This window comes from Halomonas sp. LMYGS-3, from assembly GCF_059509875.1.
In genome coordinates this window covers 1-16,103 of sequence record NZ_JCAKFQ010000047.1, presented here as the reverse complement: position 1 = coordinate 16,103, position 16,103 = coordinate 1, and the positions used below count along the sequence as shown (strand labels likewise).

The following is a 16,103-nucleotide window of genomic DNA, read 5'->3' as shown; positions in this document are numbered from 1 at the left end:
GGACGGCTGAGTTGCGTTAGACTGTGTCATGACCTGCCTCCCTCAATAGTGGCTCTGTGTTGTTGCCTCAACCTCAACGTAACCCACGACGTTGAGGAGGGGCAGGTCAATCCATCATGTCTAGCGCCGGCGGTAGTGCACGAAGCTGTAGGCCGGCTGCCCCTCGGCGGGCTCGCCGGGCACGCGCTGCACCTCCTCCCACTCGGCCATGTCCAGCTCGGGGAAGCAGGCGTCGCCCTCCACCTCGATATCGACCTCGGTGAGATAGAGCCGCGAGGCACGCGGCAGCGCCTGGGCATAGATCTGGGCGCCGCCCATCACCATGATCTCCTCGGCCGCGTCGATGGTGGCCTGCCGGTCGGCCAGTGCCAGGGCGGCGTCGAGGTCGTGGCAGACCCGCACCCCCTCGTGGTGGAAGCCCGGGTCACGGGTCACCACGATATTGAGCCGCCCGGGCAGCGGGCGGCCGATCGATTCGAAAGTCCTGCGCCCCATCACCAGCGGCTTGGCCTGGGTCATGCGCTTGAAGAACCGGAGGTCCTCGGGCAGGTACCAGGGCAGTTGGTTGTCGACGCCGATCACCCGGTTGCGGGCCAGCGCGGCAATCATCGCCACGGGCACCAGGGTTTCCTCTTGCGTCCATTCGCTCATACCGCCACCTCGGCCTTGATATGGGGGTGGGCCTCGTAGTCCTCGACGCGAATGTCGTCGAAGCCGAAGGCGAAGAGATCCGTCACCTCGGGGTTGAGCGCGAGCCGCGGTGGCGCGAGTGGCGTGCGCGAGAGCTGCCGCTCGGCCTGCTCCAGGTGGTTCAGGTAGAGGTGGGCGTCGCCCAGGGTGTGGACGAAGTCGCCGGGCTCGAGCCCCGAGACGTGGGCGATCATCTGCGTCAGCAGCGCGTAGCTGGCGATATTGAAGGGCACGCCGAGGAAGATGTCGGCGCTGCGCTGGTAGAGCTGGCAGGAGAGCCGCCCCTCGGCGACGAAGAACTGGAAGAGGCAGTGGCACGGCGGCAGCGCCATCTCGTCGACCAGCGCCGGGTTCCAGGCCGAGACGATCAGCCGCCGCGACGCGGGGTGGGTGCGAAGCTGCTCGAGCAGCCGGGCGATCTGGTCGACATGGCCGCCGCGGGGGTCGGGCCAGCTGCGCCACTGGTAGCCGTAGACCGGACCCAGGTCGCCGTGCTCGTCGGCCCATTCGTCCCAGATGCGCACGCCGTGCTCCCTGAGGTAGGCGATGTTGGTGTCGCCCTTCAGGAACCACAGCAGTTCATGGACGATCGAGCGCAGGTGCAGCTTCTTGGTGGTCACCAGCGGAAAGCCCCGCGAGAGGTCGAAGCGCATCTGGTGGCCGAAGATCGCGCGGGTACCCACCCCGGTGCGGTCGGCGCGCTCGACGCCGTGGTCGAGCACCTGGCGCATCAGGTCGAGGTAGGGCTGCTCGAGGGCGGGGAGTTCCAGCGCCGGCTGGGCATCGTCGTTGTGCATCGTCTGGCTGACCCTGGATGGCTGGGATGAGTGGACGAGGGGAGGCATTGTACATCCCCCACTCCCTCGGTGGGAGCCTGGCTCGGTTGCCGCGGATCGCGGCTAGGCGGGCAGGGTGAGCCAACTGTACTGCAGGTGCCGTCCCTCGCGCTCGACGATGTCCAGGGTCCAGCGGAAGCGGTCGATCGGCAGCAACTGATCCTGATCACTCATGGAGAGCCCTCATAGCACCCTGCTGGTCTGCAAGGCGTGACGATGCACGGGATTGAGCGGCGTTTCCGGGTCCACCACCAGAATATCGATTGGCTGATCGCCCAGACGCAACTGGAGTCTGGCGGTCAGCGTCAGCATCCTCGCCACTCTACCGTCGATCACCCGTTCACTCTCCACCAGGAGGTCGATATCCCCCCCCCGGGCCCGGTCATCGAGACGGGAGCCGAATACCCGCACTCTGACATCGGGCCCGAAGACTTCGTGAGCCGCCTGCTTGATGGTCTGGATCTGTTCGGATGTCAGGCGCATCCTCGCTCTCCTGTACTGGCCTCATTACATTCTGGCATCCACCGGCTGGCGCCGCGACCAGAGGACCAGCAGGACGCCGAAGGCGATCATCGGCAGGGTCAGCAGCATGCCCATGGTCACCCAACCGAAGGCGATGAAGCCGAGATGGGCGTCGGGCAGGCGCACGAACTCCACCGCGAAGCGGAACACGCCGTAGAGCAGCAGGAAGAGCCCGGAGACCAGGCCGCGGCGCTGGGGCCGGGCCGAGACCCACCACAGCACCGCGAACAGCACCGCACCCTCCAGCAGCGCCTCGTAGAGCGCCGAGGGGTGGCGCGGCTCGGGCCCCATGCCGGGAAACGGCATGCCCCAGGGCAGCTCGGTCACCCGGCCGGGCAGTTCGCGATTGATGAAGTTGCCGATGCGCCCGGCGCCAAGACCGATCGGCACCAGGGGGGCGACGAAATCGGTGAGGGTGAAGAAGGCCAGGCGCTTCTTGCGGGCGAACCAGAGCGCCGCCAGCAGCACCCCGGCCAGGCCACCGTGGAAGCTCATGCCGCCATCCCAGATGCGGAAGATCCAGAGCGGATCCGCCAGCCACTGGCCCATGCCGTAGAAGAGCGCATAGCCCAGCCGCCCGCCCAGCACGACGCCGAGGGCGGCATAGAACAGCAGGTCGCCCACGTCCTCATGGGTCAGGCCGATACGGGCAGCGCGCCGCCTGCCCAGCCACCAGGCGGCGACGAAGCCGATCACGTACATCAGGCCGTACCAGTGGATCTGGATCGGCCCCAGGGAAATGGCGACCGGGTCGATGTTCGGATAGTCGATCATGGCAGGTTCCGGAGTCTCAAAGCAGGAATCTCATCCCCACCAGCGCCAGCAGGGCGGCGAAGGCGAGGCGCAGGGTACGGGCCGGCAGGTGGTGGGCCAGATGCACGCCGAGGCGCGCGAAGGGCACGCTGGCCAGTACGATGCCGAGCGCCGCCGGCCACATCACGAAGCCCAAGGCCCCGGCGGGCAGCAGCGGGTGGTGCCACCCGACCAGGACGAAGGTGGCCGCCCCGAACAGGGCGATGGGCAGGCCACAGGCCGCCGAGGTGCCCACGGCCTGGGTCATGGTAGCGCCACAGCGGGTCAGCCAGGGCACACAGAGCATGCCTCCGCCGATCCCGAACAGCGAGGAGATGCCACCGATCACGCCACCGGCGAGCCCCATGCCGAACCTTGCCGGGGCCGTGCTACCCGGCCTGGGGCCTCGCGCCAACGCCATCCTGAGTGCCATCAGCAGCACGAAGACGCCGAACAGGGTCCCCAGCAGGCCACCGGAGAGACTCCCGGCGACGAAGACGCCGCCGATCGCACCGAGTACCAGCCCCGGCAACAGCGCCAGGAACCACTGCCGGTGAATACTGCCCCGCCGATGGTGTCCCCAGGCCGAGGACGCCCCGGTGACCAGGATGGTCGCCAGCGAGGTGCCCACCGCCAGGTGCATGGCGATCTCGGGGGGCACCCCCTGGAAACCGAAGGCGACCATCAGGGCCGGCACGATGATCAGGCCACCGCCGACACCGAACAACCCGGCCATGGTGCCGGCGGCGGCGCCCAGTGCCAGGTAGCCGAGCAGGGTCAGGAGAACGCTCACGATGACACGCTGTCCTCCAGGGTCTCCGGCAGCCAGCGCCGCACCATGTCGATCAACGCCTGGGGGCGGTAGGGCTTGGCCAGATAGTCGTCCATCCCCGCCTCGTGGAAGCGGCGCCTGTCGGCTTCGCTGGCATTGGCGGTCAGCGCCACCAGCACGCTGCGCCGGCCATCGTCCCGGACGGCCTCCCTCTCGCGCCAGCGCAGGCTGGTTTCCACCCCATCCATGTCGGGCATGAAGATGTCCATCAGCACCAGATCGAAGGCCCCCCGTGCGAGACGCTCCAGCGCCTGGGCCCCGGAGGTGACGGTCTCCACGGTCAACCCCTGCCCTTCCAGTACCTGCTGGGCCAGCATCAGGTTGACCGGCCCGTCATCGACGATCAACACCCGTGCGGCCCGAGTGGCGCGCCCCCCACCGCCCGGCGACGGCGAGTCGTCGGTCAGGTTGGCCAGCAGCACCGAAATGTCGGCCAGCCGCTCGCGCAGCTCCAGCACGGCCCGGCGACCGCTGCCATGGCGACGGACCTGGGAGGCGTCCTGGTCCAGCACCTCGCCCAGGGAGGCCATCAGCGGTTTCAGCTCCCGCCGCAGGAGACTCAGGTAGTCGGACTTGAGCCGCGACTCTTCCCGGGCGCGCTGGCGACCGACCCGCAACTGGTCGAGGCGACGCTCACGGCTCTCCAGATCGTCGAGCACCACCAGCGCATGGTCACGATCGTCCTCCAGTTGTACCTGCAGCCAGCGTGATGACGGGCCCCTGCTCCCCATGGGGCGCACCACGCGCCGATCGCCTTCGCTCTCCGACTCGTCGACGGGCAGGAGCTGGCTCACCGCGAGCCCGCGCAACTCGCCGCGCTCCAGCAACTCTTCCATGGCCGCGTTGGCGGCCAGCACCCGGCCCCGCCGGGCCAGCAGCGCCGGCCGGCCGCTGCCCGCCAGCATGCGCTCGATGCGGGGAGCCCGGGCCTGCTCGTCGAGCAGCGAGGCCACGCCGTCGAGCAGTCGCGACAGGCGCCGTGTGGGATCGCTTTCCGGCGCGGCCTCTTCCGGCGACGCGTGCGGTGTCAGCAGATCGGGACGGGGCCGCGTCAGGTAGCGCTCGCCGACGGCGAGCTGTTCGTCGAGGGCCGTCTCACAGGATGCCAGGCGTTGACGCAGCAGGGTCAGGAAGACGAGCACGTTCATGCTGCTGCCTACCAGCAGTGCCAGCATCAGCCAGAAGGTGGTGCTCCAGGAGGCATGGGAGGGCACCATCGCCCACAGGAGTACGCCGACGGCCAGACAGAGGGCCACCAGCACGCCCTGGGCCAGTACCACGGGCCAGAGGATGGGGCGGACCAATCGCGACCAGAGGCGTTCCTCGCTTGACTCGATTCGCATTGTCTTCCCTGAGCGGTGCGATGATGTCCCGAGTGTACGCCGCCGGCTCGTCACTGTCATGGCACCGCCACCTCGGGGGCGCGAGCCTTCCCCCGGGCGCGGCGTAGCGCTAAGCTGCCGCCATGTGCCTGATCGCCTTCGACCATCGCCCCGGCAGCGCCTGCCCGCTGCGCCTGGTGGCCAACCGTGACGAGTTTCACGCCCGCCCCTCCGCGCCACTGGCCGCCTGGCGCGACGCCCCCGAGATCGTCGGGGGGCGCGACCTGGAAGCCGGGGGCACCTGGCTGGCCGTGCATCGCCGTGGCCGCTTCGCCGCCGTCACCAATGTCCGCGACCCCCGACTCAAGGTGTCCCCCGATGCCCCCAGCCGAGGGGCCCTGGTCCGCGAGGCCCTCGAGTGCGATGACCTGCCGGGCTGGCTCGATCGGCTCGCCTCGGGCGACGGCCGCCACTATGCGGGCTTCAACCTGCTGACCGGTGACGGCGAGCGGCTCTGGCACCTGCACCGTGGCCTCGACGGCCTCGCGCTGAAGGCGGTTCCGCCTGGCCTGCACGGGCTCTCCAACGCCAGCCTGGACACCCCCTGGCCCAAGCTGATCGCCGCCCGCCAGGGGCTCGCCACCAGCGTGCGCCACGGCGACTGGCCCGGCGACGCCCTGGCGGCCCTGGGCGACCCGCACCCGGCCGATGACGACCAGTTGCCGGCGACCGGCGTGGGGCTCGAGCTGGAGCGTCGCCTCTCCTCGCCCTTCATCGTCGGGCGGGAGTACGGCACCCGGGCCATGTCCTGGCTCGCCTGGCACGCCGACGGCCGCATCGAGATCGGCGAGCGGCGCTTCGGGCCGGAGGGGGTGGCGCTGGGGGAGAGCGAGATGCAGATCGCGATCGACCGTAAGCCAGTGTAGGCGCCGCGGCGCCGGGGGCTGCCGAACCATCGGTGATGACCGCCGGGGCGCCTGACGGCGCCAATCGCTCGGCGGAGCCAAGCTCCCACAAGGCAGGCATCTGCTTGCCCTGGAGGAGTGCCCACAAGGCAGGCATCTGCTTGCCCTGGAGGAGTGCCCACAAGGCAGGCACCTGCTTGCCCTGGAGGAGTGCCTACAAGGCAGGCATCTGCTTGCCCTGGAGGAGTGCCTGCCGGGCAGGCATCGATCACCCTGTGGGAGCCACGCTCTGCGGGGCGATTGCGCCGCGAAGCGGCGCTGGGCGGTCATCGGCCAGGCTGGCGGCTACCGCGGGGGCGCCTGGCGGCGCCAATCGCTCGGCGGAGCCAAGCTCCCACAAGGCAGGCATCTGCTTGCCCTGGATGGAGTGCCCACAAGGCAGGCATCGAGCCCCCGTGGGAGCCACGCTCTGCGGGGCGATTCGCCGCGAAGCGGCGCTGGTGGCCTACCGAGCCATCGGCGATGACCGCCGGGGCGCCTGCCTGCGCCGAGCTGCTGCGGCAGCCTCCCGGCTAGCGGCTCAGTCCCTGGGCGGCAGCAGGTGGGCCAACTGCCACTCGGCCAGGCGCTCGTCCAAGTGGCGGCGCACCGCGACGGGGCTGTCCAGGCGCAGGGTCTCCTCGACCAGCTGGCGGGAGGCCTCCCGCGATACCCGTCGGATGGCGGCCCGCACCCGCGGCAGGCTCGGGGCGTTCATCGACAGCGAGCTGAAGCCCATGCCCATCAGCAACAGGGCACCGGCCGGATCGCCGGCCAGCTCGCCACACACCGAGATCGGCATCTTCAGCACGGCCGACTCCTTGGCCAGCCGCGCCAGCGCCGAGAGCACGGCGGGGTGGCAGGCATTGTAGAGTTCGGCGACCCGCGGGTTGTTGCGATCCACCGCCAGCAGGTACTGGGTCAGGTCGTTGCTGCCCACCGAGAAGAAGTCGGCGCGCTCGGCCAGGGCATCGAGTTGGTAGAGGGTCGCCGGCACCTCCAGCATCACCCCGACCTTGGGGCGGTTGACCACGACCCCCTCCTCGCCCAGCTCGACGATGGCCCGATCGAGCAGCTTCAGGGCATCGTCGACCTCGTCGACGTTGGTGACCATCGGCAGCAGCACCTGGAGGTTGTCGAGCCCCTGGGAGGCGCGCAGCATGGCGCGCAGCTGCACCATCAGCACCTCGGGGTGGTCGAGGGTGACGCGAATGCCGCGCCAGCCGAGGAAGGGGTTGGCCTCCTCGATGGGGAAGTAGGGCAGATCCTTGTCGCCGCCGATGTCCAGGGTACGCATCACCACCGGCAAGGGCGCGAAGCTCTCGAGCTGCTCGCGATAGAGGCGGGTCTGCTCCTGCTCGCCGGGGAAGCGCTCGGTGATCATGAACGGCACTTCGGTACGATAGAGCCCCACCCCGCTGATACGGCTCTTCAGCGACGCCGCCGCCTCCACCGCCAGGCCGGTGTTGACCATCAGCGGCATGTCGTAGCCATCCGGTGTACGGCTCGGCAGGTCCTGCTCGTGTTCGAGCACCTCGGCCAGGGCCCGTTCTTCCTCGATCAGGCTCTGGTAGTGGCTCTCCAGATCGGCCGCGGGCCGCACGAAGAGTCGCCCACGATGGCCGTCGAGCACCACCCGGGCACCGCCCAGGCGCGGCAACGGCAGGTCGACCATGCCGAGCACCGTGGGAATGCCCATGGCCCGGGCGATGATCGCCACATGGGACGTGCTCGAGCCGCGCACCGAGATCAGGCCGGCCAGCTTGTCGCGCGGCACCTCACCGAGCATCGCCACGCTGATCTCGTCGCCCACCAGGATGGTGCTGTCGGGGTAGACGTCGGGGGTCTGGGGGGTCTCTTCCTGCAGATGGGCCAGCACCCTGCGCCCCAGGTCGCGCACGTCGGCCGCCCGCTCGCGGAGGTAGTCGTCGTCGACGCGCTCCAGGTACTGCACATGGCGACGCACCACATCGGCCAGTGCCCCGGGGGCCCACTGCCCTTCGCGGATGCGCTTCACCACCTCCTGGGACAGCGCCGCCTCGCCCAGCATCTGCTGGTAGACCTCGAACAGCGCCAGCTCCTGGGCCGAGATACGGTTGGCCAGGCGCTCGCCGGCGGAACGGATCTCCTCGCGCACGCGGCCGATGGCCTCCCTGAGCCGGGTGATCTCGTACTCCACATCGGTGGGAATCAGGTCCGGCACGCTGTTCAGATCGGCCGGCGGGGCGATCACCACCGCCTCACCGATGGCCATCCCCGGCGAGGCGGCGACCCCGGTGAACACGGCCTGGCCATCCAGGCTCGGCCGGGTGAGACTGCCGGTGGCCAGGGCGTGGGCCAACACCCCGGCCAGCTGCGCCGCCATGGTGACGAGGAAGGCCTCGTCCTCCTCGTCGTAGCGGCGCTTCTCGGCCTGCTGCACCACCAGCACGCCGAGGGTGCGGCGCTGATGGATGATCGGCACCCCGAGAAAGCTGGAATAGCGCTCCTCGCCGGTGGCCTCGAAGTAACGGAAATGCGGGTGCGCCTGGGCATCCTCCAGGTTGAGCGGCTCCTCGCGGCTCGCCACCAGGCCCACCAGCCCCTCGCCCCGTGGCAGGGCCACCTGCCCCACCGCCTGGGTACGCAGGCCGATGGTCTCCATCAGCACCAGTTGGTCGAGTTCGGCGTCATGGAGATAGAAGGAACAGACATCGGTATGCATCGCCTTGCGAATGCGCCGCACCATGGTGGAAAGGGCCACGTCCAGGTTGCGGGCCCCGTTGACCTCCTGAATGATGCGGCGCAAAACCTCGAGCATTGGCGTCCTGGTGTCCATTCGTCGTTCTCTCTCGCCTCGCCGGGGGGAGTCTGTAGTCCCTGTCAGACCCTGGCCCGGGCTACCGTGTTCCTAACCGTGGCCAAGTGCCAGCCGCTGGGCCCGCGGGGAAAGCTCCCGCAGGGCACGCCGGTAGACCTCCCGCTTGAAGGGCACCACCTGCCCGAGGGGGTACCAGTAACTGACCCAGCGCCAGCCATCGAACTCCGGCTTGGGCGAGCCATCCATGCAGATCCGGCTCTCCTGGCAGCGGATCCGCAGCAGGAACCATTTCTGTTTCTGGCCGATGCAGACCGGCCGTGAGTTGGTGCGAATCATGCGTCGCGGCAGGCGGTAGCGCAGCCAGCCCCGGGTGCAGGCAAGGATCTCGACGTCATCGGTGGTCAGGCCGATTTCCTCGTACAGCTCACGATAAAGTGCCTGTTGCGGTGTCTCGTTCGCCTTGATGCCTCCCTGGGGAAACTGCCACGCATTCTGCCCTACCCGACGCGCCCAAAGCAGCTGCCCCTGTTCGTTGGCAATGATGATGCCAACATTGGGGCGAAAGCCGTCAGCGTCGATCACGGACTTCACCTTATGAATCCACAATTGACGCCATTCTTCCACAAGGCCACGAAGCGCATCAATACACTGTCCGTCGCACGTCGGACGGCTCGCAGCCGAGAGCGGGTTCTGCCATAATCGCCGGCCTTCACAAATGACCCGATACCGACTTGTCGATCATCAATGAGGAGTTGCCGTGAGCCTGGCCATCTTCGACCTGGACAATACGCTGCTGTCGATCGACAGCGACCATGCCTGGGGCGAGTTCCTGCTGGAACAGGGCGCCGTGGACCCGGTGGCCTACCGGGAAGCCAATGACCGCTTCATGGCCGACTACGAGGCCGGCACCCTGGACATCCACGCCTTTCTCGAGGTGGCCCTGAAGCCCCTGGCGGAAAACACTCCCGAGCAGCTCGCTGCCTGGCACCAGCAGTTCATGGCCAGCAAGATCGAGCCGCACATCCTGCCCAAGGGCGAGGAGCTGGTGGCCCGGCACCGTGCCCGCGGCGACACCCTGTTGATCGTCACCGCGACCAACCGCTTCATCACCGGCCCCATCGCCGAGCGTCTGGGGGTGGATGAGCTGATCGCCGTGGAGCCGGAGATCGTCGACGGCCGCTATACCGGCAAGGTCACCGGCGTTCCCAGCTATCGCGAGGGTAAGGTCAAGCGCCTCGAGCAGTGGCTGGCCGACAGGGAGCTGGCCCTGGACGGCTCCTGGTGCTACAGCGACTCCCACAACGACCTGCCGCTGCTCGAGCTGGTGGAACACCCGGTGGCGGTGGACCCGGACCCCACCCTGCGCGAGGTGGCCGAGCAGAAAGGCTGGAAGATCATCAGCCTGCGGGACTGACCGCTACGGGCTACGGGCTACGGGCTACGGGCTACGGGCTACGGGCTACGGGCGATCAGAGTGTTTCGGCCCTTTTAGCTCAATAAGAGAGCCCCGCCAGGCTGTGCCTGGCGGGGTTCTTGTCGCTCGAAGCTCGAGGCTCGCAGCCCGAAGCTTCAAGGGCGATCAGCCCAGCAGATGCTCGACGGCAGCGCGCTCTTCACGCAGCTCCTGCTCGGTGGCCTGCATCTTCTCCTTGCTGAAGTCGTCGAGCTCGAGACCCTGGACGATCTCGTAGTCGCCGTTCTTGCACACCACCGGGTAGGAGTAGATGATGCCCGGCTCCACGCCGTAGCTGCCGTCGGCCGGGATCGCCATGCTGACGATGCCGTCGCTGCCCAGCGCCCAGTCGCGCATATGGTCGATGGCGGACGAGGCAGCGGAGGCGGCCGAGGACGCCCCGCGTGCCTTGATGATGGCGGCACCACGCTGCTGCACGTCGGGAATGAAGGTGTTCTCGTACCAGTCGCGCTCGACCAGCTCGGCTGCCGGCGTGCCGGCCACCTTGCAGTGGGCGATATCGGGATACTGGGTGGCGCTGTGGTTGCCCCAGATGATCATGCCTTCGACGTCGGTGACGTGCTTGCCGGTCTTCTGAGCCAGCTGGGTCAGGGCGCGATTGTGGTCCAGGCGGGTCATGGCGGTGAACTGGCCCGGGTTCAGGTCCGGCGCGTTGCAGGAGGCGATCAGGGCGTTGGTGTTGGCCGGGTTGCCCACCACCAGCACCTTGACGTCGCGGCTGGCGTTGTCGTTGAGCGCCTTGCCCTGCACGGAGAAGATCGCCGCATTGGCTTCCAGCAGGTCCTTGCGCTCCATGCCCGGGCCGCGCGGGCGAGCGCCGACCAGCAGGGCGTAGTCGGCATCCTTGAAGGCGACGTTGGCGTCGTCGGTGGCGACGATGTCCTGCACCAGCGGGAAGGCGCAGTCGTTGAGCTCCATCACTACGCCGTTCAGGGCCTCCAGCGCCGGCGTGATCTCGAGCAGCTGCAGGATGACCGGCTGGTCCTTGCCCAGCATGTCGCCGGAGGCGATGCGGAAGGCCAGCGAGTAGCTGATGTTGCCTGCGGCACCGGTGATGGCAATACGGACGGGGTCTTTCATGATGGCTCCTTGGGTTGTCAACGCGCGGGTTGTCGCCGTGAGGATGAGCCTGGGCGAGCGGGACCCGCCTCGGCCGGGATTCGAACCGCCAAGATGGTATGCCTGCAGTGCACAAAACTCAATGCGACCTGCGGCTAGATCGCATGCCCACCCGCCGGCGAAACCGCCGCGGCGCACGCCATCCGGCGTGGGCTGATGCCATGCCCCAGCCTGCGCTATGCTGTGCCGATACGCGTTCTCGGGTACAGTCATTGCAGTTATTGGCCAAACGGTCGATAGCCGAACCATGGAAGGCCGCATGACGCTTCGACGCCCTACTCTCTCGCAGATCCTGGCAATCGGCTGCGGGCTGGCCCTGGTATTGTGGCTGGCCTTCGGCGACCTGCAGCGTTTCCGCGCCGAAGCGCCGGCCGCCGACCCCGCTCCCGCCGAGCGCCTGCCCCGCGTCGAGGTCCAGGAGAGCGAACAGGTCGCGTACCGCCCCTCGCTGATCGCCCAGGGCCAGCTCATGCCCTGGCGGGAGGTCGAGCTCCGCGCCCGCGCCACTGGCCAGGTGGCGTCGCTGGCCGTGGCAGCGGGACAGGATGTCGACGCCGGCGACCTGCTGCTGCGCCTCGACCAGGAAGATCTCCCCTCCCAGCTGGAGCGCGCCGAAGCCGAGCGGGAACTGGCCCGTGCCGAACTGGCCGCTGCCGATCGCCTGCGCGAGCGTGACCTGATCTCGCAGACCGAGCGGTTGCGCCTGGCCAGCGCGGCTGCCCAGGCCATCGCCGATGTGGAAAGCCTGCGCCAGGCCATGGCCCACACCCGCCCACGGGCGCCGTTCGCGAGCCGACTCGATCGCCTGGACGTCGAAGAGGGCGACCTGCTCCAGGTGGGCGACCCCTATGCGCTGCTGATCGACGACCGGCGCCTGAAGGCCCAGGCCTTCGTCTCCCAGCGCGACGCGCTGGGCCTGGAGCCCGGCCTCGAGGTAAGCGTCACGCTACTGGATGGCAGCCGGCTCGAGGGCGAATTGACCCATGTCGCCAGTCGCGCCGACCCGAGTACGCGCACCTTCACCGCTGAGGCGCGGGTCGACAACCCCGAGCGTCTCCGGCTGGGGGGCGCCAGCGCCACCCTCGACATCACCCTGGCCGAGCGCCAGGCCCATACGCTGTCACCGGCACTGCTGTTGCTCGACGATGCCGGTCGGCTGGGCGTCAAGACGCTCGATGACGACGACCGGGTCGAATTCCGCCACGTGTCCCTGCTGTCCGTCGATAACCAGCGGGCCCGGGTCGCCGGCCTGCCCGAGCGCGTCCGCCTGATCACCCTGGGAGGGGGGTTCGTCGAGGCCGGGGAGCGCGTCGAGCCGGTACCGGTGACGCCGGATGCCGTTCCCGGCGAGGACGACACGACGACACTGGCCGATGGCAGGCTGCCGGCCACCGATGGCGATGCCGAGGAACGCTGATCGATGCGCACGCTGATCCTCGCCGCCCTCGACCGGTCGCGCACTACCCTGCTGTTGCTGGCCTTCCTGCTGGTCTCCGGAACGGCGGCCTATCAGGTCATTCCCAAGGAGGCCAACCCCGACGTCGTCATCCCCATGATCTACGTGTCGCTGACACTGGAAGGGGTCAGCCCGGAAGACGGCGAACGCCTGCTGGTCCGCCCCATGGAGCAGGAGCTGCGCGCCATCGAAGGGGTGCGCAAGATGACCTCCCAGTCCAGCGAGGGCCATGCCTCGGTGATCCTGGAGTTCGATGCCGGCTTCGACCCCCGTCAGGCCCTGGCCGACGTGCGCGAGCAGGTCGACATCGCCAAGAGTTCGATCCCCGAGGAGGCCGATGAACCGCGTGTCGTCGAGGTCAACGTGGGGCTGTTTCCGGTGCTGTCGATCGGCCTCTCGGGGCCGCTGGAACAGTCCCAGCTGCTGGCGGTGGCACGCCGGCTCAAGGAGGAGATCGAGGGGATACCGGAGGTACTGGAGGTGGACATCGGCGGCGAGCGCGAGGACCTGCTGGAGATCGTCGTCGACCCCCTGGTGCTCGACAGCTACGGCGTCGACTTCGGCACCCTGTTCAACCAGGTATCGCGCAACAACCGCCTGGTGGCCGCCGGCAGCCTGGACACCGGCGCCGGGCGCATGGCGCTGAAGGTACCGGGCGTGATCGAGCGCCTGGAAGACGTCGCGGCGATGCCGGTCAAGGTCGACGGCGACCGGGTGGTGACCTTCGGCGACGTGGCGCATATCCGCCCCACCTTCAAGGACCCCGAGGGCTTCGCCCGCATCAACGACCAGCCGGCGCTGGTGCTGGAAATCTCCAAACGCGCCGGGGCCAATATCATCGCCACCATCGAGTCGGTGCAGGCGGTGTTCGCGGAAGCCGCGGCGCTGCTCCCCGAGAACCTGGACATCACCACCATCATGGACCAGTCGCAGACCGTCGAGGACATGCTCTCGGACCTGCTCAACAACGTGCTCACCGCGGTGGTGCTGGTACTGTTCGTGATCGTCGCCGCCATGGGCCTGCGTGCCGCGCTGATGGTGGGCCTGACCATCCCCGGGGCCTTCCTCACCGGCATCCTGCTGATCTGGTCCGTGGGCTACACCCTCAACATCGTGGTGCTGTTCTCCCTGATCCTGGTCGCCGGAATGCTGGTCGACGGCGCCATCGTGGTCAGCGAGCTCGCCGACCGTCACCTGCGCGAGGGACAGCCACCACGCGAGGCCTGGGCGAATGCCGCGGCGCGCATGTCATGGCCGGTGATCGCCTCCACCGCCACCACGCTGGCGGTGTTCGTTCCCTTGTTGTTCTGGCCCGGGGTGGTCGGCGAATTCATGAAATACCTGCCGGCCACGGTGATCCTGTGCCTGCTGGCGTCGCTGGCCATGGCGCTGATCTTCCTGCCGACCCTGGGCTCGGTATTCAGCCGCGCGACCGGCCGGGAACCCGCCCGGGTCATGCCTACCGCCGGGGGGCGCGCCTATCGCCGCCTGCTCGCCCAGTTGCTCGCCCACCCCGCCATTACCCTGCTCGTCGCCCTGGCACTGATCGTGCTGATCTATGTCGCCTATGCCCGCTTCAACCACGGCGTCGAGTTCTTCCCCAGCGTCGAGCCCGACAGCGCCCAGGTCCTGGTACGGGCACGCGGCGACTACTCGGTGCGGGAGAAGGATGCCATCGTGCGCCGGGTCGAATCCCGGCTGGCCGGCATGAGCGAGGTCAAGGCCCTCTATGCCCGTTCGTTCGCGGTGTCCGGCGAACAGCTCGAGCTCGGCCCGGACGTGATCGGCGTCCTGCAGTTCCAACTGATCGACTGGCAGGAGCGACGCCCCGCGCGTCGGATCCTCGACGAGATGGCCCTGCGCACCGAGGACCTGGCCGGCGTGGTGCTGGAGTTCCGCGAGCAGCAGGAGGGACCCGCCGCCGGCAAGCCGATCCAGCTCGAGGTCAGTGGTCGCGACATGGACCTGACCCTGCGGGCCGTCGATGACCTGCGCGCGGCCATGGAGCGCCTGGGCGGCTTTCGCGATATCGAGGACAACCGCAGTCTGCCCGGCGTGGAGTGGCGCGTACAGGTCGATCGTGAGGCGGCGGCCCGCTTCGGCACCGATGTCACCAGCGTCGGCAGCGCGGTGCAGCTGGTGAGCACCGGCCTGCGGGTGGCCAGCTACCGACCGGCCCAGGTCGCCGACGAGGTGGATATTCGCGTCCGCCTGCCGGAGAGCTGGCGCTCCCTGGACCAGCTCGGACGCCTGACCCTGAACACGCCGCGCGGCCAGGTCCCGATCAGCCACTTCATCGACCTCGAGCCGGCGCCCAAGGTGGGCACCCTGCAGCGCATCGACGGCCGCCGCGCGATCACCCTGGAGGCCGACGTGACCGAAGGCCAGCAACCCGACGAACGGCTCCAGGCACTCCTTGACGCCTTCGACACGCTACCGGACGGCGTGATGGTCAACGTCGCCGGCGAGCAGGAGGAGCAACAGGAGGCGATGCGGTTCCTGATCATCGCCTTCCTGACGGCCGTGTTCCTGATGGCAATGATCCTGGTCACGCAGTTCAACAGCCTCTACCAGGCCCTGCTGGTGCTCTCGGCCATCGTCTTCTCGACCGCGGGGGTACTGCTGGGCCTGCTGGTCAACGTCCAGCCATTCGGCATCGTCATGGTGGGGATGGGCATCATCGCCCTGGCGGGGATCGTGGTGAACAACAACATCGTGCTGATCGACACCTACAACCAGCTGCGCGAGGAAGGGCTCTCGCCGACGGAGGCGGCACTGGAGGCCGGCGGGCTGCGCCTGCGCCCGGTACTCCTGACCGCCGTCACCACGGTGCTGGGACTGATGCCGATGGTGCTCGAGGTCAATGTCAACCTGTTCGCCCCGTCGCTGGGGTTCGGTGCGCCTTCGACCCAGTGGTGGACCCAGCTCTCCAGCGCCATCGCCGGCGGCCTGACCTTCGCTACCGGGCTGACGCTGCTGCTTACCCCCTGCATGCTGGTGCTGGGGCCGAAGCACCGGAAGGAAAGCGTGTAGGAGTGGCTATGCCGGCTATCGCGGGGGCGCCTGACGGCGCCGATCGCTCGGCGGAGCCAAGCTCCCACAAGGCAGGCATCTGCTTGCCCTGGAGGAGTGCCCACAAGGCAGGCATCTGCTTTCCCTGGAGGAGTGCCCACAAGGCAGGCATCGATCACCCTGATAGGGGTCGGGAAGGCTTAGCCTCCCCGCCCTCCGAACCGTGCGTGCGGTTCTCCCGCACACGGCTCTCCAGTCGATGGTTTCAGCATCGTGATTGGCTCGCCTTCCGCCAGGCTTCGGT

Annotated in this window: 13 protein-coding genes; 4 read left to right on the top strand and 9 right to left on the bottom strand. The window is 68.5% G+C overall.

Going from position 1 to position 16,103, the window contains the following annotated elements:
- Positions 1–120: 120 nt before the first annotated feature.
- The 6 genes from AC5W54_RS21840 to AC5W54_RS21815 form a co-directional block, all read right to left on the bottom strand.
- Complete coding sequence (locus AC5W54_RS21840) at positions 121–651, bottom strand: dihydrofolate reductase (protein WP_495964211.1); 531 nt, start codon at positions 649–651, stop codon at positions 121–123.
- Positions 648–1,487 (bottom strand): thymidylate synthase, encoded by an 840-nt coding sequence (locus AC5W54_RS21835; RefSeq protein WP_495964210.1) that lies wholly within the window; start codon positions 1,485–1,487, stop codon positions 648–650. The genes AC5W54_RS21840 and AC5W54_RS21835 overlap by 4 nt, the downstream gene beginning before the upstream one ends.
- 222 nt (positions 1,488–1,709) lie before the next feature.
- Positions 1,710–2,009 (bottom strand): nucleotidyltransferase domain-containing protein, encoded by a 300-nt coding sequence (locus AC5W54_RS21830; RefSeq protein ID WP_495964209.1) that lies wholly within the window; start codon positions 2,007–2,009, stop codon positions 1,710–1,712.
- A 24-nt stretch (positions 2,010–2,033) separates the two neighbouring features.
- Positions 2,034–2,822, bottom strand: coding sequence for a prolipoprotein diacylglyceryl transferase (lgt, locus tag AC5W54_RS21825; protein WP_495964208.1), 789 nt, complete (start codon positions 2,820–2,822; stop codon positions 2,034–2,036).
- 16 nt (positions 2,823–2,838) lie between these two features.
- Positions 2,839–3,633 carry a sulfite exporter TauE/SafE family protein gene (locus tag AC5W54_RS21820; protein WP_495964207.1) on the bottom strand — a complete coding sequence of 265 codons (795 nt, stop codon included), beginning with the start codon at positions 3,631–3,633 and terminating at the stop codon, positions 2,839–2,841.
- Positions 3,630–5,015, bottom strand: coding sequence for a response regulator (locus AC5W54_RS21815; protein ID WP_495964206.1), 1,386 nt, complete (start codon positions 5,013–5,015; stop codon positions 3,630–3,632). Before AC5W54_RS21815 ends, AC5W54_RS21820 begins: the two co-directional genes overlap by 4 nt.
- 122 nt (positions 5,016–5,137) lie before the next feature.
- Between AC5W54_RS21815 and AC5W54_RS21810 the strand changes: the two genes are divergently transcribed.
- A complete protein-coding gene (locus tag AC5W54_RS21810; protein ID WP_495964205.1) occupies positions 5,138–5,920 on the top strand; it encodes an NRDE family protein in 783 nt (260 codons plus the stop codon).
- Between the two features lie 559 nt (positions 5,921–6,479).
- Here the strand turns inward: AC5W54_RS21810 and ptsP are convergent.
- On the bottom strand, positions 6,480–8,738 hold the full coding sequence (gene ptsP / locus AC5W54_RS21805) for a phosphoenolpyruvate--protein phosphotransferase (protein WP_495964204.1): 2,259 nt from the start codon (positions 8,736–8,738) through the stop codon (positions 6,480–6,482).
- Positions 8,739–8,828: 90 nt separating this feature from the next.
- Positions 8,829–9,320 (bottom strand): RNA pyrophosphohydrolase, encoded by a 492-nt coding sequence (locus tag AC5W54_RS21800; RefSeq protein ID WP_495964203.1) that lies wholly within the window; start codon positions 9,318–9,320, stop codon positions 8,829–8,831.
- A 175-nt stretch (positions 9,321–9,495) separates the two neighbouring features.
- Between AC5W54_RS21800 and AC5W54_RS21795 the strand changes: the two genes are divergently transcribed.
- A complete protein-coding gene (locus tag AC5W54_RS21795; protein ID WP_495964202.1) occupies positions 9,496–10,152 on the top strand; it encodes a histidinol-phosphatase in 657 nt (218 codons plus the stop codon).
- Between the two features lie 165 nt (positions 10,153–10,317).
- Here the strand turns inward: AC5W54_RS21795 and AC5W54_RS21790 are convergent, their stop codons facing one another.
- Complete coding sequence (locus AC5W54_RS21790) at positions 10,318–11,292, bottom strand: malate dehydrogenase (RefSeq protein WP_495964201.1); 975 nt, start codon at positions 11,290–11,292, stop codon at positions 10,318–10,320.
- A gap of 298 nt (positions 11,293–11,590) precedes the next feature.
- Between AC5W54_RS21790 and AC5W54_RS21785 the strand changes: the two genes are divergently transcribed.
- Positions 11,591–12,748, top strand: a complete 1,158-nt coding sequence (locus AC5W54_RS21785; RefSeq protein ID WP_495964200.1) for an efflux RND transporter periplasmic adaptor subunit — start codon at positions 11,591–11,593, stop codon at positions 12,746–12,748.
- A 3-nt stretch (positions 12,749–12,751) separates the two neighbouring features.
- A complete protein-coding gene (locus AC5W54_RS21780; RefSeq protein ID WP_495964199.1) occupies positions 12,752–15,820 on the top strand; it encodes an efflux RND transporter permease subunit in 3,069 nt (1,022 codons plus the stop codon).
- Positions 15,821–16,103 lie beyond the last annotated feature (283 nt).